The organism is Streptomyces sp. NPDC087440 (assembly GCF_044744005.1).
Taxonomy (GTDB): domain Bacteria; phylum Actinomycetota; class Actinomycetes; order Streptomycetales; family Streptomycetaceae; genus Streptomyces.
In genome coordinates, this window is the sequence record NZ_JBIUXN010000005.1 from 130,445 (window position 1) to 149,570 (window position 19,126).

At 71.5% G+C, this 19,126-nt stretch carries 16 protein-coding genes; 10 read left to right on the forward strand and 6 right to left on the reverse strand.

Annotation, left to right across the window (positions count from 1 at the left end; all coding sequences use genetic code 11):
- Positions 1-70: 70 nt before the first annotated feature.
- From ACIO3O_RS13450 to ACIO3O_RS13460, 3 genes are read right to left on the reverse strand one after another with little or no spacing between them, the layout of a single operon-like run.
- A complete protein-coding gene (locus ACIO3O_RS13450) occupies positions 71-910 on the reverse strand; it encodes a carbohydrate ABC transporter permease (protein WP_401745250.1) in 840 nt (279 codons plus the stop codon).
- Positions 911-938: 28 nt separating this feature from the next.
- Complete coding sequence (locus ACIO3O_RS13455; RefSeq protein ID WP_401745010.1) at positions 939-1,925, reverse strand: carbohydrate ABC transporter permease; 987 nt, start codon at positions 1,923-1,925, stop codon at positions 939-941.
- Between the two features lie 14 nt (positions 1,926-1,939).
- The gene (locus ACIO3O_RS13460; RefSeq protein ID WP_401745011.1) at positions 1,940-3,253 is read right to left on the reverse strand and encodes an ABC transporter substrate-binding protein; all 1,314 of its coding nucleotides are present in this window, start codon (positions 3,251-3,253) and stop codon (positions 1,940-1,942) included.
- A gap of 187 nt (positions 3,254-3,440) precedes the next feature.
- Here ACIO3O_RS13460 and ACIO3O_RS13465 point away from each other — a divergent pair, with 187 nt between their 5' ends.
- Both ACIO3O_RS13465 and ACIO3O_RS13470 read left to right on the forward strand, forming a co-directional pair.
- Positions 3,441-4,766: an ROK family protein gene (locus ACIO3O_RS13465; RefSeq protein WP_401745012.1), complete on the forward strand. Its 1,326-nt coding sequence runs from the start codon at positions 3,441-3,443 to the stop codon at positions 4,764-4,766.
- Positions 4,767-4,783: 17 nt separating this feature from the next.
- Positions 4,784-5,032: a hypothetical protein gene (locus ACIO3O_RS13470; RefSeq protein ID WP_401745013.1), complete on the forward strand. Its 249-nt coding sequence runs from the start codon at positions 4,784-4,786 to the stop codon at positions 5,030-5,032.
- Positions 5,033-5,163: 131 nt separating this feature from the next.
- Here the strand turns inward: ACIO3O_RS13470 and ACIO3O_RS13475 are convergent, their stop codons facing one another.
- Together ACIO3O_RS13475 and ACIO3O_RS13480 are read right to left on the reverse strand one after the other, a co-directional pair.
- Positions 5,164-7,374, reverse strand: coding sequence for an MMPL family transporter (locus ACIO3O_RS13475; RefSeq protein ID WP_401745014.1), 2,211 nt, complete (start codon positions 7,372-7,374; stop codon positions 5,164-5,166).
- Between the two features lie 80 nt (positions 7,375-7,454).
- On the reverse strand, positions 7,455-8,006 hold the full coding sequence (locus tag ACIO3O_RS13480; RefSeq protein WP_401745015.1) for a TetR/AcrR family transcriptional regulator: 552 nt from the start codon (positions 8,004-8,006) through the stop codon (positions 7,455-7,457).
- Between the two features lie 556 nt (positions 8,007-8,562).
- Between ACIO3O_RS13480 and ACIO3O_RS13485 the strand changes: the two genes are divergently transcribed.
- The 4 genes from ACIO3O_RS13485 (at position 8,563) to ACIO3O_RS13500 (ending at position 13,275) form a co-directional block, all read left to right on the forward strand.
- Entirely contained in the window at positions 8,563-9,627 is a 1,065-nt protein-coding gene (locus ACIO3O_RS13485) for a fatty acid desaturase family protein (protein WP_401745016.1), read from the forward strand.
- Positions 9,628-9,765: 138 nt separating this feature from the next.
- Positions 9,766-10,449, forward strand: coding sequence for an urease subunit gamma (gene ureA / locus ACIO3O_RS13490; RefSeq protein ID WP_401745017.1), 684 nt, complete (start codon positions 9,766-9,768; stop codon positions 10,447-10,449).
- 88 nt (positions 10,450-10,537) lie between these two features.
- Complete coding sequence (locus tag ACIO3O_RS13495; protein WP_401745018.1) at positions 10,538-12,220, forward strand: urease subunit alpha; 1,683 nt, start codon at positions 10,538-10,540, stop codon at positions 12,218-12,220.
- 29 nt (positions 12,221-12,249) lie between these two features.
- On the forward strand, positions 12,250-13,275 hold the full coding sequence (locus tag ACIO3O_RS13500; protein WP_401745019.1) for an agmatine/peptidylarginine deiminase: 1,026 nt from the start codon (positions 12,250-12,252) through the stop codon (positions 13,273-13,275).
- 183 nt (positions 13,276-13,458) lie between these two features.
- On the opposite strand, the gene ACIO3O_RS13505 is transcribed toward ACIO3O_RS13500, so the two are convergent.
- Positions 13,459-14,061: a DUF6000 family protein gene (locus ACIO3O_RS13505; protein ID WP_401745252.1), complete on the reverse strand. Its 603-nt coding sequence runs from the start codon at positions 14,059-14,061 to the stop codon at positions 13,459-13,461.
- Between the two features lie 646 nt (positions 14,062-14,707).
- On the opposite strand from ACIO3O_RS13505, the gene ACIO3O_RS13510 reads away from it, so the two are divergent.
- From ACIO3O_RS13510 to ACIO3O_RS13525, 4 genes are all read left to right on the forward strand, one after another.
- Positions 14,708-15,349, forward strand: coding sequence for a TetR/AcrR family transcriptional regulator (locus ACIO3O_RS13510; RefSeq protein WP_401745020.1), 642 nt, complete (start codon positions 14,708-14,710; stop codon positions 15,347-15,349).
- 313 nt (positions 15,350-15,662) lie between these two features.
- Positions 15,663-16,991 (forward strand): uracil-xanthine permease family protein, encoded by a 1,329-nt coding sequence (locus ACIO3O_RS13515; protein ID WP_401745021.1) that lies wholly within the window; start codon positions 15,663-15,665, stop codon positions 16,989-16,991.
- Positions 16,988-18,409, forward strand: a complete 1,422-nt coding sequence (locus tag ACIO3O_RS13520) for an amidohydrolase family protein (protein ID WP_401745022.1) — start codon at positions 16,988-16,990, stop codon at positions 18,407-18,409. The genes ACIO3O_RS13515 and ACIO3O_RS13520 overlap by 4 nt, the downstream gene beginning before the upstream one ends.
- Entirely contained in the window at positions 18,406-19,116 is a 711-nt protein-coding gene (locus tag ACIO3O_RS13525) for a TSUP family transporter (RefSeq protein ID WP_401745023.1), read from the forward strand. The genes ACIO3O_RS13520 and ACIO3O_RS13525 overlap by 4 nt, the downstream gene beginning before the upstream one ends.
- The last annotated feature ends 10 nt before the right edge of the window (positions 19,117-19,126 follow it).

A 19,126-nucleotide genomic window follows, 5' to 3' on the forward strand; every position in this document is an offset into this window, starting at 1 on the left:
GCGGACGGTACGGAGGGCGCGCGGGCGCCGATCTCTGACGTACCGTCACAAAATGTGTGAGGGGGGCGACTTACTTGACCGCACCGGCCGTCAGGCCCGCGACCAGATAGCGCTGGAGGAGCAGGAACCCGGCCACCACGGGGATGCTCACCACCAGGGAGGCGGCCATGACCTGGTTCCAGTACACGTCGTTCTGGGTGGCGTACCCCTGGAGGCCGACCGCGAGGGTGCGGGTGGTGTCGTTGGTCATCACCGAGGCGAAGAGCACCTCGCCCCAGGCCGTCATGAAGGCGTACACCGCCACCGCGACGATGCCCGGCAGCGCGGCCGGCACGATGACGCGTACCAGTGCGCCGACCGGTCCGCAGCCGTCGACCTTGGCCGCCTCGTCCAGGTCCCGGGGCACCGAGTCGAAGTACCCGATGAGCATCCAGATCGAGAACGGCAGCGAGAAGGTCAGATACGTGATGATCAGGCCGATGCGCGAGCCGAAGAGCGCGAGACCGGTGGCGTTGCCGATGTTGACGTAGATCAGGAACAGCGGCAGCAGGAAGAGGATGCCGGGGAACATCTGGGTGGAGAGCACCGTGACCGTGAAGGCGCGCTTGCCCCGGAAGGTGTAGCGGCTCACCGCGTACGCCGCGAAGATCGCGATGATCACCGAGCAGACCGTCGCCGCGCCCGCCACTACAGCTGAGTTCACGAAGTAGTCGGCGAGCGGGACGGTCTCCCAGATGTCGAGGTACGGACGGAAGGTGAGCGAGGAGGGGATCCACTGGAACTTCCCCGACACGTCGGCCAGCGGCTTCAGCGAGCTGGAGACCATCACGAACACCGGCAGCAGCACAAAACCGGTGAGCAGGGTCAGGAAGATCCGCCGGGTCCACAGGAACGAGGGGGGAGCCGCCATGGGGGAGCGTGGAGTGCGTCCGGGCATTTCAGGCCTTCCTTCCTCGGGAGGTGACCGCCAGATAGACCCCGGTCACGAGCAGCAGGAACAGCAGCAGCAGGACCGACATGGCCGAGCCCGTGCCGAAGTTCCAGGTCTGGAACGAGGACTGGTAGATGTGCAGCGAGATCAGGTCCGCCGACTCGGGCGCGGCCTTCCCGAACAGCACGAACGGCGTGTTGAAGTCGTTGAAGGTCCACAGGAACAGGACCAGTACGAGGACCTGGTTCACCGGCGCCAGCGAGGGCAGCGTGATCCGCCGGATCTGCTGCCAGATCCCGGCCCCGTCCAGCGAGGCGGCCTCGTACAGGTCGCGCGGGATGTTCTGGAGCCCGGCCATCAGCATCAGGAAGGCGAACGGCCAGCCCTTCCACACCGACACGACGAGCAGGGTGACGAAGGCGTTGTCGCCGATCAGCCAGAACGAGCTGCCGTCGGTGATGCCGAGATCGCTCAGCACGCCGTTGACCAGCCCGTTGTCCCGCTGGAACATGAACGCCCAGGTGATGACGGCGGCGTACACGGGCAGGGCGTACGGCACCAGGAAGATCGTGCGGAGCAGTCCGCGCCCCCGGAAGTTCTCCTGGAGGAAGATCGCGGCCGTCACGCCCAGCAGCCAGCACAGGCCGACCGACAGGACGGTGAAGAGGCAGGTGGTGAGGAAGGAGGCGAGCAGGGCCTTGCCGACGGGGGCGTCGAAGTCGATTGAGACGCCGTAGTTGTCGAGCCCGGCCCAGGGGGCGGTGCCCCAGTTGCGTATGAAGAACTGGGTGAGCTCCTTGAAGCTCACGACGATGCCGATCACCATCGGCACCAGGTGCACCAGGAGTTCCAGCAGCAGAGCGGGGAGCAGCAGCAGGTACGGCAGTCCGACGCGGCGCAGCCGCCCGAAGCGCGGCGCGCGGGGCGCCGGCGCTTCGGAGGTGCTCGCACGGACCGTCCGCCCGCCTGCTTCGGGGGCGGCGGTGGTGGTCATGGGAGTGTCCGTATCTACTTCTTCGGCATCTGCTGCTGGGCCTTGTCGAGCTTGGCCTTCACGGACTCGGTGGTGACCGCCCGGCCCGCCGCCGCGTCCGCGAACAGTTCCTTGACGGCGGTGCCGACGACCGTCTCGAACTGGGACTCCTCGGGCACCTGCGGCAGGGCCGCCGCACTGGTGGCCAGGGTCTGGCGCAGCGGCGCGGTGGCGGGCCCGTTGAACGCGGGGTCGTCCTGCGCGGCCTTCACCGGCGGGATGGACCCGTACGCCGTGTTGAGAATCTTCTGCTCCGCGTCGCTGCCCATGAACTTCACGAACTTCAGCGCGCCGTCGGTGTTCTTGGTGTTCTTGAAGACGGCCATGTTGATGCCCGCGACCATCGAGTTGACGTTTTTGCCCGTGCCCGGAGTGCCGGACTGGACGGGGGCGGGGACCACGCCGTACGCGTCGTCGGCCATGCCCTGGGCCTTGAAGGTGGCGGCGGCGGTCTGCCACAGCACCATGCCGGTCTTGTCCTTGGTGAAGTCGCTCAGCGACTGGTTCTGCGCGTACTCGGCGTTGCCCGGGGCCACGATCTTGTCGGCGGCCATCAGGTCGACGTACTGCTTGACGGCGGCGACAGCGCCCTCGGAGGTGAAGTCGGCCTTGCCGTCGGGGGTGAAGAAGTCGGCGCCGTGCTGCTTTCCGAGGACAAAGATCTGGTGGATGTTGTTGGAGAGGTTGGAGCCCTCCACGCCGATGCCGTTCTTGCCCTTGGCCTTCAGCTTCTTCCCGGCCTCCACCACCTCCGCCCAGGTGGTGGGCGGCTTGGCGATGCCCGCCTCCTGGAACAGCTTCTTGTTGTAGTAGAGCGCGTACGCCATCGAGTACAGCGGCACCGCGGCCGGGGGCTTGCCCTCGACGCCCGTGGAGCCGAGCGCGGAGGCGACGTAGCGGTCCTTGCCGCCGATCTTCTGGAAGGTGGCGTCGTCCCAGTCGAGCAGTGCGCCGCCGGCCTGGAGGGAGGCGGTCCAGGTGTTGCCGATGTTGAGGACGTCCGGGCCCTGGCCGGACGTCGTCGCCGTGAGGATGCGGTTGAGCAGGTCGGCCCAGGGGACGACCTCCAGCTTGACCTTGATGCCGGTCTGCTTCTCGAACTTGTCGAGTTCGGGCTGGAGGACCTTCTTGTCGACCTCGATGCTCGCGCCCTGGTTGGAGGCCCAGTACGTAAGGGTCTTGGGCTGCTCGTTGGACCCGCCGCCGTTCGATCCCCCGCCGCAGGCCGTGGCGGACAGGGCGAGCGAGAGCGTGAGGGCACCGACGGCTGCGGCTCTGATTCTGGGCATGGCTCCAGGGCCTTTCGAAGAGGCTGAAGTCGCCTGCGGGGGAGGGGAGTTGAACGTTCCGCGTTCACCTTCTGAAGCCCCACACGGCTTAATTTATGGTGTGAGTTAAACCTCAAGGGAAAGTCGCGTCAAGGGCTGTGGCAGAGGTATGTTGCGGACAGGTTTCGAAAACATGGGGGGAACGGCGATGGCGAGTGGTGGACGCACGGTGCGTGACCTGCGGCGGGCGAACCGGACCGCGGTTCTGCAACGGTTGTATTTCGACGGGCCGATGAGCCGGTTCGCGCTCGGCCCGGCCACCGGCCTGAGTTCGGGCTCCGTCAGCAACGTGGTCGCCGAACTGGTCGCCGACGGCCTGGTGGAGGAGGCGGGTAGCGTGGACTCCGCGGGCGGCCGCCCGCGCATCCTGCTGCGCATCGCGCCGGACAGCGGCTATCTCATCGGCGTCGACGTCGGCGAAACCCGCATCAGGATCGAGCTGTTCGACCTCTCCCTCGCCGAACTTGCCCGCGTGGAGCGGCCGTTGGAGGCGGGCGGCCCTCGCCGCACCGACCGCTACGACGTGAACGTGGTCGTCGCCCACCTGCGCGACGGCATCACCGAGGTCCTCGCCGGCGCCGCCATCGCCCCCGAACTCCTCCTCGGCGTCGGCATCGGCGTCCCCGGCATCGTCGCGGGCACCCCCGCGGGCGGCGCGGTCGTGCACGGCCAGACCGTCGGCTGGGACGCCGTCCCGCTGGAGAAGCTGCTCCGCGAGACGGTCCAACTCCCGGAATCCGTCCCGTACTTCATCGACAACGGGGCCAAGACCCTCGGCCAGGCCGAGATGTGGTTCGGCGCGGGGCGCGGCGCCCGGGACGCGGTCGTGGTGCTCTTCGGCTCCGGCGTCGGCGCGTGCGTGGTCACCGACGAGGTGAGTCCCGGGCGCGGCCTGGAGTGGGGTCATCTGACGGTACGGGTCAAGGGCCGCCGGTGCCGGTGCGGCGCGCTGGGCTGCCTGGAGGCGTACGCCGGGGCCGAAGCGCTCCTGGACCGCTGGGCGGAGGCGGGCGGGCGGCCCCCGGCCGGGGCCGACGAGGAGACCGCGCTCACCGCGATGCTCGCCGCCGCCTATCCGCCGCCGGACGAGGACGGCACCCCCGCCGCCGCGGAGCCCGACGCCACGGCCCTCGCCGTGCTGGAGGAGACCGCCGAGTACCTCGGCGCCGGGTTCTCCGACCTGATCAACCTCTTCCAGCCCGAACGCATCCTGGTCGGCGGCTGGGCGGGCCTCCAGCTCGGCGCCCGCTTCCTGGACCTGGTGCGGGCCCACGCCACCTCGTACGCACTGAGCTACCCGGCGAGCCTGGTCACCGTCAGCCTCGGCACGCTGGGCCCCGACGCGGTGACCGTCGGCGCGGCGATCCTGCCGCTGGCCGACTTCTTCGCCCGGGGCGGGCATCCCTCTCCTGCCGAACCGGAGGAGACTGCTCCGGCGTGGCACCGCACGCTGCGGGAGCGCACGGCGACCTGAGCGTCTACCTTGCAGGCATGGCAACCGAGAGCTTCACGATCTACCTGGTGCCCGAGCACGTCGAGGGCCACCCCGCCACCGTGCAGGAGACGGCCGTCCGCGCGGAGGTGGTCGCACCCACCGGCGAGACCGGTGCGTCCGGCTATCCGCGCTATGCGGGCGGCGGTCTCGTCGCGGACATCGACGCCACGACACCGGCGGTCGAGGCGCTGCTGGTGGACGGCTCGGAACTGGGGTACGGGCTGCGGGCGGTGGTCCTGCCGTAGGTGGCGTGCGGGTCGGGGTTGGTCCGGGTCGGCGTCGGTCCGGACCGGCGTTGGTACGACGGCGCCCCGGCCGCCGGTGGGGGACCGGGGGCCGGGGCGCCGTACACGTACGTATGCGGAAGCCGTACGGGTCAGACCTGCGCCGAGTCGCGCTCCTTGCCCGTGCCGTCCTTGCCCGTGCCGTCCTTGTCCTTGCTGTCCTTGCCCGCATCGCCGGTCGTCGTGTCCAGGCTCGCGCCCTCGATGTCGAGGTCCGGCAGGGCCTTCTGGAGCGGTCGCGGCAGCCACCAGGCGGCGCGGCCCAGCAGCGTCATGATCGCGGGGACGAGCGTCATCCGTACGACGAACGCGTCCACGACGACGCCCACCGCCAGAGCGAAGCCGATCGACTTGATGATCGGGTCGTCGAGCAGCACGAACCCGCCGAACACCGCCGTCATGATCAGCGCGGCGGCGGTCACCACCCGGGCGTTGTGGCCGACGCCGCCGACCACGGCCTCCTTGGCGGGCGTGCCGTGCACGAAGTCCTCGCGCATCCGGGAGACGAGGAAGACCTCGTAGTCCATGGCCAGGCCGAAGAGGATGCCGATGAGCAGGATCGGCAGGAAGCTGACCAGCGGGCCCGGCGTGTCGATGCCCACGAGGTCAGCCAGGTGGCCCTGCTGGAAGATGGCGACCGTGATGCCGAAGGTCGCGCCGACGGTCAGCAGGAAGCCCAGCGCCGCCTTCAGCGGCACCAGCACCGAGCGGAACACCAGCATCAGCAGCAGCACCGACAGGCCCACGACGAGCCCGAGATAGACCGGCATCGCGTCCGACAGCTTCTCGGAGACGTCGATGCCGAGCGCGGTGACGCCGGTCAGCGCGATGTCGACGCCCTTGACCTGTTCGACGCGGTCACGGATGGCGTGGACCGCGTTCTCGGTGGCCACGTCGGTGGGACCGGCCTTCGGGATGACGGGGATCAGGGCGGTGGTGCCCGCCTTGTTGAACTGCGGCTGGGCGACGGTCAGGACGCCGGGGGTGTCGTTGATGATCCCGGCGGCCTGCGCGGTGGCCGTCTTGGTCTGCGCAGGGTCGTTGGAGGTGACCACCGCGAGCAGCCGCCCGTTGAAGCCGGGGCCGAAGCCCTCGCTGGTCAGGTCGTACGCCGTGCGGGCGGGGGAGCCCTCGGCGGCCGTGCCCGCGTCGGGCAGCGCGAGCCGCATGTCCTGGACGGGGAGGGCGAGCGCGCCCAGGCCCGCGATGCCGACGACCAGCAGCGGGATGCGCAGCTTGGCGACCAGACGCCCCCAGCGGAAGCCGAACGGCTCCTTCTTCTCGTTCTTCGCGGTGACCGGCTGCCCCGTGCGCAGACGGCGCGGCAGCACCTTCTCGCCCGCGAAGCCGAGGGCGGCGGGCAGCAGGGTGAGGGCGACGAGCACGGCGACCAGGACGGTTCCGGCGGCGGCCAGGCCCATGACGCTCAGGAACGGAATCCCGACGACCGACAGGCCGACCAGCGCGATGACGACGGTCGCACCCGCGAAGACGACGGCGGAGCCCGCGGTTCCGGTGGCCCGGCCGACGGCCTCCTCGCCGTCCAGGCCCTCGGCGAGGTACTGGCGGTAGCGGGAGGTGATGAAGAGGGAGTAGTCGATGCCGACGGCCAGCCCCAGCATCAGCGCCAGGATGGGTGCGGTGCTGGTCAGCTCGACGGTGCTGCTCAGCGCGAACAGCCCGGCCATGCCCGCGCCGACGCCGATCAGGGCGTTCAGCAGGGTCATTCCGGCGGCGACGAGTGAGCCGAAGGTGACGACGAGGACGACGGCCGCGACGGCGACGCCGATCGCCTCGGTCGAGCCCACCTCGACCTTGGCGGTCATGACCTCGCCGCCGTGCTCGACGGTGAGCCCCTTGGCGCTCGACCCGGCCTTTTCGAAGGCGGCGCGCTCGTCGTCCGTGACGTCCTCGGCGCTCTTGTCGAACTGCACCTGGACCAGGGCGTAGCGGAGGTCGGGGGTGAGGGCCTTGGCCTGGAAGGGGTCGATGGCGCCGAGCGCGCCGGGCACGTCCTTGGCCTCGCGCACGATCGGAGCGACGCGGGCCGGGGTCAGCTTCTCGCCCTCGGGCGCGGCCACCACGATCGTGCCGGTGGTCCCGCTCGCCTCGGGGAACTCCTCCTTGAGCGAGGTCAGGGCACGCTGGGACTCGGTGCCGGGCATGGTGAACTTGTCGGTCGTCGGCCCCTGGAAGAGCAGGGCCAGCGTGCCGAGCAGAGCGAGCAGAACCAGCCAGCCGGCGGCTATGCGCCCCCGGCGACGGAAGGAGAACCGGCCGAGCCGGTAGAGGAGGGATGCCATGCGGAGGGTGTGTCTCCTGGTTCGGTACGGAGGGCCTGCGGTGCGGAGGGGGTACGGGGTGGGGGCGTCCGGCGCGGGCCCTACTGGAGGGCCTCGGGGGCGAGCGTCCGAAGTGCACCGGCGATCAACTCGTCGCGCAGCACCTCGTCCGGTACGTCGACCTCCCCGGCACAGGTGACGAAGACCGCCCCGAGCACCATGTGCGCGGCGACGATCCGTCTGGGCTCTGTCGAGCCGCCGCTCATGGCGACGACGAGGCGCTCGCCCAGGGCCGGGATGTCGCCCAGGGCGGGGTTGCAGATCATGGTGGGCGTGTCCTCGAAGAGGATCTTCACCTCGCGCCGGTAGCGCAGGGCGAGGTCCACGTATCCGGTGACGGCCGCCGCCACCCGCTCCTCGCCGGACAGGGCGCCCAGGCGCGCGTCCAGGGCAGCCAGTCCTTCGCCCGCCGGGGTGAGCAGCTCGGTGAGGATCGCTTCCTTGGTGCTGAAGTGGTAGATCAGCGAGGCCTTGGAGCAGCCCGCGTCGGCCGCGATGGCGTGCAGGGACGTGCCGCCGAACCCGTTCACGGCGAACAGGCGCAGGGCTGACCGAAGGATGTCTCCGCGCATCGCGGACGCAGGGCGTGCCATGCGTCCACGGTAACTGTCCGATCGGTCAGTTCTGACCGATCGGACAGGGAAGTGGTGTGAGGTGCGCCATCGTGTGGGGCGCGGGATAGGGGGCACGCGCCCGCCTGCCCGCCCCATCTCTGGCTGCCTGCCGGGTCCCATCACCGGCAGGCGGCCGACGCCGGGGTGCGACGTCCGGACGTCCCGCCGCCTCCGCCGCGAGGGCCTGACGTCAGTGGCCCCGTGGTCAACTCCCGCTTCGTGGAGCCGCGTTCGGCGGAACGCTGCGCTTATGTGGCCCTGTGTAGCGTGGGGCCAGGATGCCCCGGCCCTCGGCTGCTTCCTTCTCCGGCAGCGGGGAGGAGCACGGGCGTCCGTACCCCGTCTCCGCGACGCGCACCCCCCTGCGACGGACGTGACGGCGCCGTGCGGGCCCGATCCGCTCCCCATGCCGCCACCGCGGCGTGACGGATTCCGTCCCGGCCGATTTCCGGCCCTACCGTTCCGCCCGAACCCCGGCGTGCGCGCGCAGTTCCGCGCGTCCGTCCCCCGGGCCGGAACCGGGAAGCGAGGCACCATGTCCACCGTCCGCAGCAGTCCCCCGCCCCCGCGCACAGGCACCGGGAGCGACTTCGCCCGGCTCGCCCGGCAGATCAAGGACGCCGGTCTGATGCGCCGCCGCCCCTTCTACTACGGCGTGCGCATGGCGCTGGTCCTGCTCGCCTACGTGGCCGGCTGGCTGGCCTTCGTGTCCGTCGGCGACAGCTGGTGGACCCTCGCCGTCGGCGCGTTCCTCGCTGTCGTATTCGGTCAAGTCGCCCTCGTGGCACACGATGTGGGCCACCGTCAGGTCTTCCGGCGCAGCCGGTCGAGCGCCCTGCTCGGGCGGCTGGCCGCCAACGTCGGGATCGGAATGGGTTACGGCTGGTGGCAGGACAAGCACAACCGCCACCACGCGAACCCCAACCACGAGGACCTCGACCCCGACGTGGTCCCCGACATCCTCGTCTGGAGCCAGGCCCAGGCCCGGGCGGCGACCGGCCGGGTGCCGCGCCTGATCGGCCGGGTGCAGGCGTACCTCTTCTTCCCCCTGCTGACCCTGGAGGGCATCAACCTGCACGTCTCGGGGATACGGGCGCTGGCGGACCGTTCGCTCAAGCGGCGCTGGACCGAGGGCGCGCTCCTGGTCGCGCACTTCGTGGCCTACCTCGGGGCGCTGTTCCTGGTGCTCCCGCCGGGCAAGGCCGTCCTCTTCCTCGTCGTGCACCAGTGCCTGTTCGGCGTCTACCTGGGTGCCATCTTCGCCCCGAACCACAAGGGCATGCCGACGCTCACCGGCGACGACCGCCCCGACTTCCTGCGCCGCCAGGTCCTCACCTCCCGCAACGTGCACGGCAATTGGTTCACCGACGTGGCGCTGGGCGGGCTGAACTACCAGATCGAGCACCACCTCTTCCCGAGCATGCCCTCGCCGAACCTGCGCCAGGCGCAGCTGATCGTGCGCCGGTACTGCGAGGGCCTGGGGGTCGCCTACCTCCAGACCACCCTCGTCGCGTCCTACGGCCAGGCGCTCCGGAGCCTGCACCGCGCGGGCCTGCCGCTGCGGGAGCAGGCCCGCACGACCGCACCGGCGCGGGGATGACCGATTGAGTGTTGATCAAATACCGGCGCTCACTCACACCGCGTCGGACGCGCCCACGCACTGCGGAGCTTCCCTGACCGCCCACTTTCTGTTTAGAGTGCCGTTCTAAACAGTACGTGTACGTGGAGGAGTGACGGCGTGCGACTGACCCCGACCGAACGTGACCGGCTGCTGCTCTTCGGGGCGGCCGAGCTCGCCCGGGCCCGCCGGGCGCGCGGGCTGCGGCTCAACGTGCCCGAGGCGACCGCCCTCGTCGCCGACACCGTCTGCGAGGCGGCACGCGACGGGCGGCGGCTCGCAGAGGCCATCGCGGCGGCCCGCAGCGTGCTCGGACCGGACGACGTCCTGCCCGGGGTGGCCGACGTGGTCACCGAGGTCCACGTCGAGGCCGTCTTCGACGACGGCTCGCGGCTGGCCGTCGTCAGCGACCCCTTCGGCGGCGGCACGCTCGGCGACGACGCCCCCGGAGCGCTGCTGCCGGGGCCCGGTTACGAGGACCCGGCCGCGACGGTGCGTATCACCGTGCGCAACACCGCCGACGTACCGGTCTCGGTCACCTCGCACTTCCACTTCTTCGAGGCGAACCCCCGCCTGGACTTCCCTCGCGCCGCCGCGTACGGCATGCATCTGGCCGTCCCCGCGGGCTCCTCCTTCCGCTTCGGCCCCGGCGAGAGCGCCGAGGTGGGCCTGGTCCCGATCGGCGGCGACCGCGTCGCGATCGGCTTCGCCGGGCTGGTCGACGGCCCCCTCGACGCGCCGGGCGCGAAGGAGGAGGCCCTGCGGAGGGCGGCGGCGTGCGGCTACCTCGGAGCCGCGGAGTGACCCGCCCGCCGGCCCGCCGTGCACCGTACGGCTCCGTACAACCCTCTCCGCCCCACCGATCCACTCCCCGTCCGACGGAGGCGCACCGATGACCGCTGGCATCACCCCCTACGAGTACGCCGCCGTGCACGGCCCCCGGGCCGGGGACCGGGTGCGGCTGGGGGACTCCGGGCTCGTCGTACGGGTGGAGTCCGACGCACAGCTGCCGGGTGACGAGTTCCTGGCCGGGTTCGGGAAGACCGCCCGCGACGGACTGCACCTCAAGGCCGCCGCCGTACGCGACACCTGCGACGTGGTGATCAGCAACGTCCTGCTGATCGACGCCGTGCAGGGCATCCGCAAGGTCTCCATCGGCATCCGGGAGGGCCGCATCTCCGGCGTCGGCCGGGCCGGGAACCCCGACACCCTCGACGGCGTGGACGTCGTCGTCGGCACCGGGACCACCATCGTGTCCGGCGAGGGGCTCATCGCGACCGCCGGAGCCGTCGACACTCACGTCCACCTCCTCTCGCCCCGCATCATGGAGGCGTCCCTCGCGAGCGGCGTCACCACGATCATCGGCCAGGAGTTCGGCCCGGTCTGGGGCGTCGGCGTCAACTCGCCGTGGGCGCTGCGCCACGCGTTCAGCGCCTTCGACGCCTGGCCCGTCAACATCGGCTTCCTCGCCCGGGGTTCGTCCTCGAACGGCGCACCGCTGGTCGAAGCGCTCGCCGAGGGCGGGGCCTCCGGGTTCAAGGTCCACGAGGACATGGGCGCACACACCCGCGCCCTGGACACCGCCTTGCGCGTCGCCGACGAGCACGACGTCCAAGTCGCCCTGCACAGCGACGGGTTGAACGAGTGCCTGTCCGTCGAGGACACCCTGCGCGTCCTCGAAGGCCGTACGATCCACGCCTTCCACATCGAGGGCTGCGGCGGCGGCCACGTCCCCAACGTCCTGAAGATGGCCGGAGTCCCGAACGTCATCGGCTCCTCCACCAACCCCACCCTCCCCTTCGGCCGGGACGCCGTCGCCGAGCACTACGGGATGATCGTCTCCGTACACGACCTCAAGACGGATCTGCCCGGCGACGCCGCCATGGCCCGCGACCGCATCCGCGCCGGAACCATGGGTGCCGAGGACGTCCTGCACGACCTCGGGGCCATCGGCATCACCTCCTCCGACGCCCAGGGCATGGGCCGCGCGGGCGAGACCGTACGCCGCACCTTCCAGCTCGCCGGGAAGATGAAGGCCGAACGCGGCGCGGAGGGCGACGACGACAACGCCCGCGTGCTGCGTTACATGGCCAAGCTGACCATCAACCCGGCCATCGCCCACGGCCTCGCGCACGAGGTCGGCTCGGTCGAGGTCGGCAAGATGGCCGACATCGTGCTGTGGCGGCCCAACTCCTTCGGTGCGAAGCCCCAGATGGTCCTGAAGTCGGGCTTCCCGGCGTACGGCGTCACGGGCGACCCGAACGCCGCCACCGACACCTGCGAACCCCTCGTCCTCGGCCCGCTGTTCGGCGCCCACGGAGCGGCCCCCGCAGACCTCTCCGTCGCCTTCGTCGCGCAGGCCGCCCTCGACCAGGGCAACGACACCATGCCGACCCGCCGCCGCAGGGTCGCCGTCCGGAACACCCGGGGCATCGGCCCCGCCGACCTGCTCCTCAACTCCCGTACCGGCTCCGTCGACGTCGACGGGCGCACCGGCCTGGTCACCCTGGACGGCGACCCGCTGCGCTCGGAGCCCGCCGACTCCGTTTCGCTCAACCGCCTGTACTTCCTCTGACCTCTTCACGCCTCTTTAAGGACGCCACGATGTTCCGCATGCCCGCCGAATGGACCCCGCACGAGCGCACCTGGATGGCCTGGCCCAGCGTCAACACCACCTTCAACGACCCCGCCGACCTCGCTGCCTCCCGCGAGGCCTGGGCCGCCGTCGCCCGCGCGGTGCGCCGCTTCGAACCCGTCACGATGGTGGTGGCCCCGGGCGACACCGAAAGTGCCGCCGCCCTCCTCGGACAGGACGTCGATCTTGTCGTACGCGACCTCGACGACGCCTGGATGCGCGACATCGGCCCGACCTTTGTCGTGGACGACGAGACCGGTGAACTGGCCGCCGTGGACTGGGTGTTCAACGGCTGGGGCGCCCAGGTGTGGGCCTCCTGGAAGCACGATTCCCAGATCGCCGCCCAGGTCGCCGACCTCGCCTCGGTCCCCGTCCTCCCCTCCCGCCTCGTCAACGAGGGCGGCGGCCTCCACGTCGACGGCGAGGGCACGGTCCTGCTCACCGAGACCGTCCAGCTCGGCCCCGAGCGCAACCCCGGCTGGACCCGCGAGCAGGTCGAGGCCGAGATCCACGCCAAGCTCGGCACCACCAAGGCCATCTGGCTGCCCCGCGGCCTCACCGGCGACTACCCGCCCCACGGCTACGGCACCCTCGGCCATGTCGACATCGTCGCGGCGTTCGCCGCCCCCGGCGTGGTCCTGGTTCACTCCCAGCCCGACCCCGCCCACCCCGACCACGAACTCTGCAAGACCATCGCGGCCCAGCTCCGCACGGAAACGGACGCGAAGGGCCGCCCCCTGACCGTGATCGAGGTCCCCGCCCCGGCAGGCGTCAAGGACGCGGACGGCGACTGGCTCGACCACTCCTACATCAACCACTACCTCTGCAACGGCGGCGTCGTCCTGTGCGCCTTCGACGACCCCCGCGACGAGGAGGCCGCAGCGATCTTCCGCCGCCTCTTCCCCGACCGCGAGGTCGTCCTGGTCGACGCCCGCACGATCTTCGCGGGAGGGGGAGGCATCCACTGCATCACGCAGCAGCAGCCCGCGACCTGAGGAACACCGGCGGCGCCTGCCTCTGACCCGCACGGACTCGACTTCGAGCGGGGCGGGGCGGGCCACGGAACGGACCGTCGCCCGGCGTCGCCGATTGCTGCGAGCCCTTGTCCAGGCCCCCCCGAACCCGAGCTTGCGCCAGCTCCGGAAGGAGGACCGTCCCGTTCGCCACGGCCGATGGTGTCAGCTGTCGGCGCCTTCGCCGATGACGGCGCAGGCGAGGCGAATTCCATCCACGTAGGGGGAGATGCCGTCATCGCCCTGCATGTGGGGCGCGTCCCGGAACCACTGCCGCCACAGGCCGCCCTCCTGGAGGAAGTGCCCGGCCCGGTCGCTGTGCAGGACGGAGTCGGTGTACGCCAGGGCGCCCATGGCAGTCGGCTGGTCGTAGGCAAGGTCGGGCCGACGCAAGTAGCGCTCCAGGTAGGCGGCGAGCAGGTCGGCGTCCCGTGCGGTGCCGAAGTTCGCCAACGCCGCGCAATAGGCTCCACCCGCGTAGCAGACCTCGCTCTCCAGCAGCAGTGCTCCCAGACGCTCGCGGTAGCGGTCACGGCACGAGACGGCAACGAGCCATGCTGCCGTGCGCCGCTCGCGCCAGCTGCCCTCGAAGAGGAGGGTGAGCTCGTCGTCGGTAACGGCCCTCGCATCACGGGCCAGGGCATGGACGAGCGGTTCGTACTCCTCGCGCGCCATGCGAAGCACCGCTCCGCCAAGCTTCAGGTAGCGGCGCGACGGGAGGCAGTAGCGACGGTACAGAGCCTGTGTCTCGGTGTCGTGGCGGATCATCACCCCGTCCTCTCGCGACGAGCACGCGGCGTGGAGCGTCTCGCCGGTCGTCAAGTACAAGACCGACGGCGCCTGCTGGCGGTCACGGAGCTTCCGCCGTCGCGGTGCGTCTCCTACGATGCGCAGGTCGGCCCGTCCTTTCGGGTTGTGGTGTCCGGCAGGTCTTCGCGAGCACCCACGGGTGTTGGGCTTCGGCCCGGGCCTGCCGGACGTACCCCATTGGCCGGACCCGTCGATGGTTGCGTAAATATTGGTGCGGGGGGGGGGGGGGGGGGGCAGCGCAGCACGGGTCGCTTAAGCACCGAAAAAAACCGGGCCAACACCGCTGTCGGGTCCGTGTGCGCACCGCGGCGGGGCGGCGAGCGGCCCCACCCCGAGGCCCCCCCCACCCCGCCCCCCCCCCCCCCCCCCCCCCCCCCCGCCCCCCCCCCCCCCCCCCCCCCCCCCCCCCCCCCCCCCCCCCCCCCCCCCCCCCCCCCGCGCAGCACGGGTCGCTTCAGCACGTCAATCACCGGGCGCAACACGGCTGTCGGGTCCGTGTGCGCAGCGCGGCGGGGCGGCGAGCGGCCGCAGCCGGAGGCCCTTCCGGGCCGGATCGGGCGGGCAGACCGGATCGGACGTGCACCGGATCAGGTAGAACGTACGGGTGAAGAACGACCCTGCCGACCCCCCGACCGCCCCCCAGCCCGGTCCCGCCCCCCGCCGCCGCAAAGCCGCGCCGCCCCGTGAGACCGTGTTCGCCGCTGCCATGGCCGCCATCGCCGACGGCGGACTGGACAGGCTGACCATGGCCGGGCTCGGGCGGGAGGTCGGCATGAGCAGCGGTCACCTGCTCTACTACTTCCGCTCCAAGGACGAACTCCTGCTGCGCACCCTGGAATGGAGCGAGGAGCAGCTCGGCGTGGAGCGCCGCCAGGCGCTGGCCCGGCAGATTCCCGTACGGGAGCGGCTCGACGCCTTCGTGCGGCTGTACGTTCCCCAGGCGCCCCGTGATCCCCACTGGACGCTGTGGCTGGAGCTGTGGAACCGGGCCCGCTCCCTCGACGACACCGCCCGCGACCGGCTCCTGGACATCGAACTGTCCTGGCACCGCGACCTGGTCGCCCTCCTGGTCGAGGGCGCGTCCCGGGGCGAGTTGCGCGCCGTGGACGCCGAGCGCATCGCCACCCGCGTCCGTGCCTTGCTCGACGGCTTCAGCACCCATGTCGCCATGGGGCTTCCGGGGTCGGACCGCGACCGCGTACTGGCCCACATCGCCGACTTCTTCGACGAGACGCTGAGCCCGTGAGGGTGCCCGGGGCCGGGCCCGTGCCCGTGTCCGTGCACCCGACCGCCTGACGCGCCGGTCGGCCGCAGCACCTCTTGACGGTGGTCCTGAGGTCCTCGCATACTGACGGCCAAATCGATTTGGCCGAATCGATTTGGCCCTCCGTCCAGGGCCGGAACGCCGCTGATGCCCGCGCATGTCCCATGCCCGAACGGAGCCGATCGTGTCCCGTCATCACCCGCACTCGCCAGGCACGCAAGCACCACCACCGGCGGCCCCCTCGCCGTCGGAGACCTCCCGGACGGAACCCCCCGAGACACCGACCACCCACCCCGTGGACGAGTCCCGTCCCCTTGCCCGGATCGTGCTCTTCGGGATCCAGCACGTCCTGGTCATGGCGGCCACCCCCATCTCGGCGATCTTCCTGATGAGCGCGACCCTGCGGCTCGACCCCGGACTGACCGTCAATCTCCTCTCGGCCGCCTTTGTCCTCTCCGGCGTCGGATCGCTGATCCAGTCGCTCGGGCCGTGGAAGTTCGGGCCCCGGCTGCCGTTCGTGATGCTGCCGGGCGGTGCGCCGCTGATCCTCTTCCTCGCCATCGCCGAACAGCACGGCATCCGCACCGCCACCGGCGCGGTCGTCCTCACCGCCGCCTTCTGCTTCGTGGTCCTGCCGGTCTTCTCCCGCCTGCTGAGGTTCTTCCCGGCGCTGGTCATCGGCACGATGATCGTCATCGTCGGCGTCAACCTGGTGAAGGTCGGTGCGGTGCTCGTCACCGGCCGCCCCGGCGAACCCGGCTTCGCCAACCCGACGAACCTCCTGCTGGGCATGGCGACCATCGGCTTCACCGTCGTCTTCTACCTCCTCTTCACCGGCCTGCTGCGGCAGTTGGCCGTCATGCTCGGCCTCCTGGCGGGGACCGTGCTGGCCGCCGCCCTCGGCCACATCGACTTCGGCGGGGCGGCCGACGGGGGCCTGCTCACGCTCCCGGAGCTGATGCCGTTCGGCTCCCCGCAGTTCAACCTGGTGGCCGCACTGCCGCTGATGCTCTACAGCCTCGCCTCGATGGCGGAGGCCACCGGCCAGACCGTCATCAACGCGGAGGCCGTCGGCAAGGAGATCGACCCCCGCGACGCCGTCCCCCGGACCGTCCGCGGCGACGCCCTGACCTCCCTCTTCGGCGGCTTCTTCGGACTGCCGCTGATGGTCACCAGCGGCGAGAACATCGGCATCGTCCGCGTCACCGGAGTCCGCAGCCGTTACGTCACCGCCGCCGCGGGCGTGGTCCTGATCGCCATCGGCTTCTGCGCCCCCGTCACCCGGGCGATCAGCGTCGTCCCCTCCGCGGTCGTCGGCGGCACGGCCATGGTCGTCTTCGCGGTGATCACGGTCCTCGGCGTGCAGATGCTGGGCCGCTCCGACCTCGACCGGCACACCAGCACCTTCGTCTGCGCCGTGGCCCTCGCACTGGGCCTGCTGCCGATCCTCGTGCCCGGTGTGTACGCGGGCTTCCCGCCGAACCTCCGCATCCTCCTCGAAAGCGGCGTCGCCGTCGGCGCGTTCGTCGCCGCCGTGCTCAACATCCTCTTCCACCACGTCCGGCCGCGCTTCGCCACGGGCCGGACCCCCACCCACCCCACCCCCACGGAAGGCGCCCGATGAACTCCCTCGCCCCGGCCCCCGCTCCCGACCGGCTCAGCGGCCCCGGCCCGCACCTCCTGGTGCCCGACGCGGTACTGCTGCCCGAGGGGCCCGCCGAGGGGCACGCGGTCGTCGTCGCCGACGGGGTGTTCCGCGCGGTCGGCCCGTACGACGACGTACGGCGCACCCATCCGGAGCTCGACGCCGTACGGCTGCCCGGCCACCTCCTCATGCCCGGCTTCGTGGACGCCCACCACCATCTGACCCAGAGCTTCGGCTCGGCGCTCGCCTTCGGGGAACCGTCCGAGATCTTCCGCCGGGTCTGGGTCCCGCTGGAAGGCGCCCTGGACGAGGAATCGGCGTACGTGGCAGCCAAGTTGGCGGCCCTGGAGGCGCTGCGCGGCGGCTTCACCACCGTCGCCGACGCCGGTACCCGCGCCGCCGTCGACGTCGGCGTGGTCGCCTCGGCCGCGCGCGACGCCGGAATCCGCTGTGTCCTGGGCCTCGTCTGCAACGACGCCCCCGAGGGCGACCACCGGAACACCCCACCCGGCGGCCCCGTCCTCGAAGCAGCCGAAAAGCACCTCGCCCGGTTCGCGGAGGAACCCCTGATCCACCCCTCCCTCGCCGTCTCCATCCCCGAGGCGGCCACCTCCGCCACGCTCCACGCCACCGCCCGCCTCGCCGCCGAAGCGGGGGCGGTCGTGCAGATCCACGTCAACGAGCACCTGGCGGGCGTCGAGCGTTCTCTCGTACGCCACGGACTGCGCCCCCTGGAACACCTCCACCGCATCGGCGCCCTCGGGCCCCAACTCCTCGCCGCACACGCCACGTTGCTCACCCCGCACGAGCTGACCCTGCTCGCCGACACCGGAACCGCCGTCAGCTACAACCCCGTCGCGAGCGCCTGGAAGGGCAACGCCGTCGCCCCCGCCACCGCCATGGCCGAGCGCGGCATCCGCTTCGGGCTCGGCACCGACGGCACCCGGGGCGACGGCTTCCGGCTCGCCGAGGCAGCCGAGTTCGCCCAGCGCCTCGCCTACGGGCTGGCCACCGGCGACTCGTCGTGCGGCGCGGGCTGGACCTGGCTGGAGCACGCCACCGCAGGCGGAGCCGACGCGGTCGGGCTGGGCACACGTACCGGAAGAATCGCCCCCGGACTCGCCGCCGACTTCCTCCTCGTGGACGTCACCACCCCCGAACTCGCCCTCTCCTGGGACGTCCCCTGGGAACTCGTACGCCGGGGGAACCGGGACCAGATCACGGGCGTGTACGTCGCCGGACGGCTGCGCATGTGGCACGGCGAACCGACCGGCTGGGACGCCCCCGCACTCGTACAGCAGGCGAAACGGCTGGCCCGGGCGGCCGTCGGGAAGTCGCCCATCACGCGCGTGCACCCCACGTCCACGGCCGCCCGCGAGCGGAGCCGAGCCCTGTGAGCACCGAAGCACTGATCGTCCTCGCCGCCACGGTGGCCGTCGCCGCGTTCGTCCAGGGCGGCAGCGGCCTCGGGTTCGCCCTGATCGTCGCGCCGGTCGCCGGAATCCTCGACCCCGGGCTGCTCCCGACGTTCGTCCTGGCCGCGATGATCCCGCTCAATGTGTACGTCGCCTGGCGCGAGCGCGCCGCTCTGGACCTGCGCGGTGCGGGGTGGGTCACCGTGGCGAGGCTCGCCGCCACGCCCGGCGGCCTGGCGCTGCTCTGGCTGATCCCGGACCGGAGCATCGGCCTGTTCGTGGGCGTCGCCACGGTGCTCGCCGCCGTCGTCAGCCTCGCCGCACCCGCGTTCACACCGGGCAGGCTGGCGTACGTCGGGGCGGGTGCGATCACCGGACTCACGGAGACCGCGACCGGCGTCGGCGGCCCGCCGCTCGCCCTCGTCTACCAGCACCGACCGCCCGCCGAACTGCGCTCGACGGTCGCCGCCTGCTTCCTCGTCGGCGAAGTGGCCTCCCTCGCCCTGCTGTTCGCGACCGGCGAGGGCCGCCCCGCCGACCTCGGCCTCGCGGCGGCCCTGATCCCGGTGATCGCGGTGGGCGCCTGGCTGAGCCGCCTGGTCCACGACCGCCTCGACGCCCGCCGCATGCGGCTGTGCGTGCTGGGGTTCGCGCTGGTGTCGGGCGTGGTGCTCATCGCGGGGGTGTGAGGCGGGCCGG

Excerpts from the sequence above, each read along its gene's own strand:
- ACIO3O_RS13450 (WP_401745250.1), bottom strand. The coding sequence starts at position 910 with ATGGCGGCTCCCCCCTCGTTCCTGTGGACCCGGCGGATCTTCCTGACC.
- ACIO3O_RS13455 (WP_401745010.1), bottom strand. The coding sequence starts at position 1,925 with ATGACCACCACCGCCGCCCCCGAAGCAGGCGGGCGGACGGTCCGTGCG.
- ACIO3O_RS13460 (WP_401745011.1), bottom strand. The coding sequence starts at position 3,253 with ATGCCCAGAATCAGAGCCGCAGCCGTCGGTGCCCTCACGCTCTCGCTC.
- ACIO3O_RS13465 (WP_401745012.1), top strand. The coding sequence starts at position 3,441 with ATGGCGAGTGGTGGACGCACGGTGCGTGACCTGCGGCGGGCGAACCGG.
- ACIO3O_RS13470 (WP_401745013.1), top strand. The coding sequence starts at position 4,784 with ATGGCAACCGAGAGCTTCACGATCTACCTGGTGCCCGAGCACGTCGAG.
- ACIO3O_RS13475 (WP_401745014.1), bottom strand. The coding sequence starts at position 7,374 with ATGGCATCCCTCCTCTACCGGCTCGGCCGGTTCTCCTTCCGTCGCCGG.
- ACIO3O_RS13480 (WP_401745015.1), bottom strand. The coding sequence starts at position 8,006 with ATGGCACGCCCTGCGTCCGCGATGCGCGGAGACATCCTTCGGTCAGCC.
- ACIO3O_RS13485 (WP_401745016.1), top strand. The coding sequence starts at position 8,563 with ATGTCCACCGTCCGCAGCAGTCCCCCGCCCCCGCGCACAGGCACCGGG.
- ACIO3O_RS13495 (WP_401745018.1), top strand. The coding sequence starts at position 10,538 with ATGACCGCTGGCATCACCCCCTACGAGTACGCCGCCGTGCACGGCCCC.
- ACIO3O_RS13500 (WP_401745019.1), top strand. The coding sequence starts at position 12,250 with ATGTTCCGCATGCCCGCCGAATGGACCCCGCACGAGCGCACCTGGATG.
- ACIO3O_RS13505 (WP_401745252.1), bottom strand. The coding sequence starts at position 14,061 with ATGATCCGCCACGACACCGAGACACAGGCTCTGTACCGTCGCTACTGC.
- ACIO3O_RS13520 (WP_401745022.1), top strand. The coding sequence starts at position 16,988 with ATGAACTCCCTCGCCCCGGCCCCCGCTCCCGACCGGCTCAGCGGCCCC.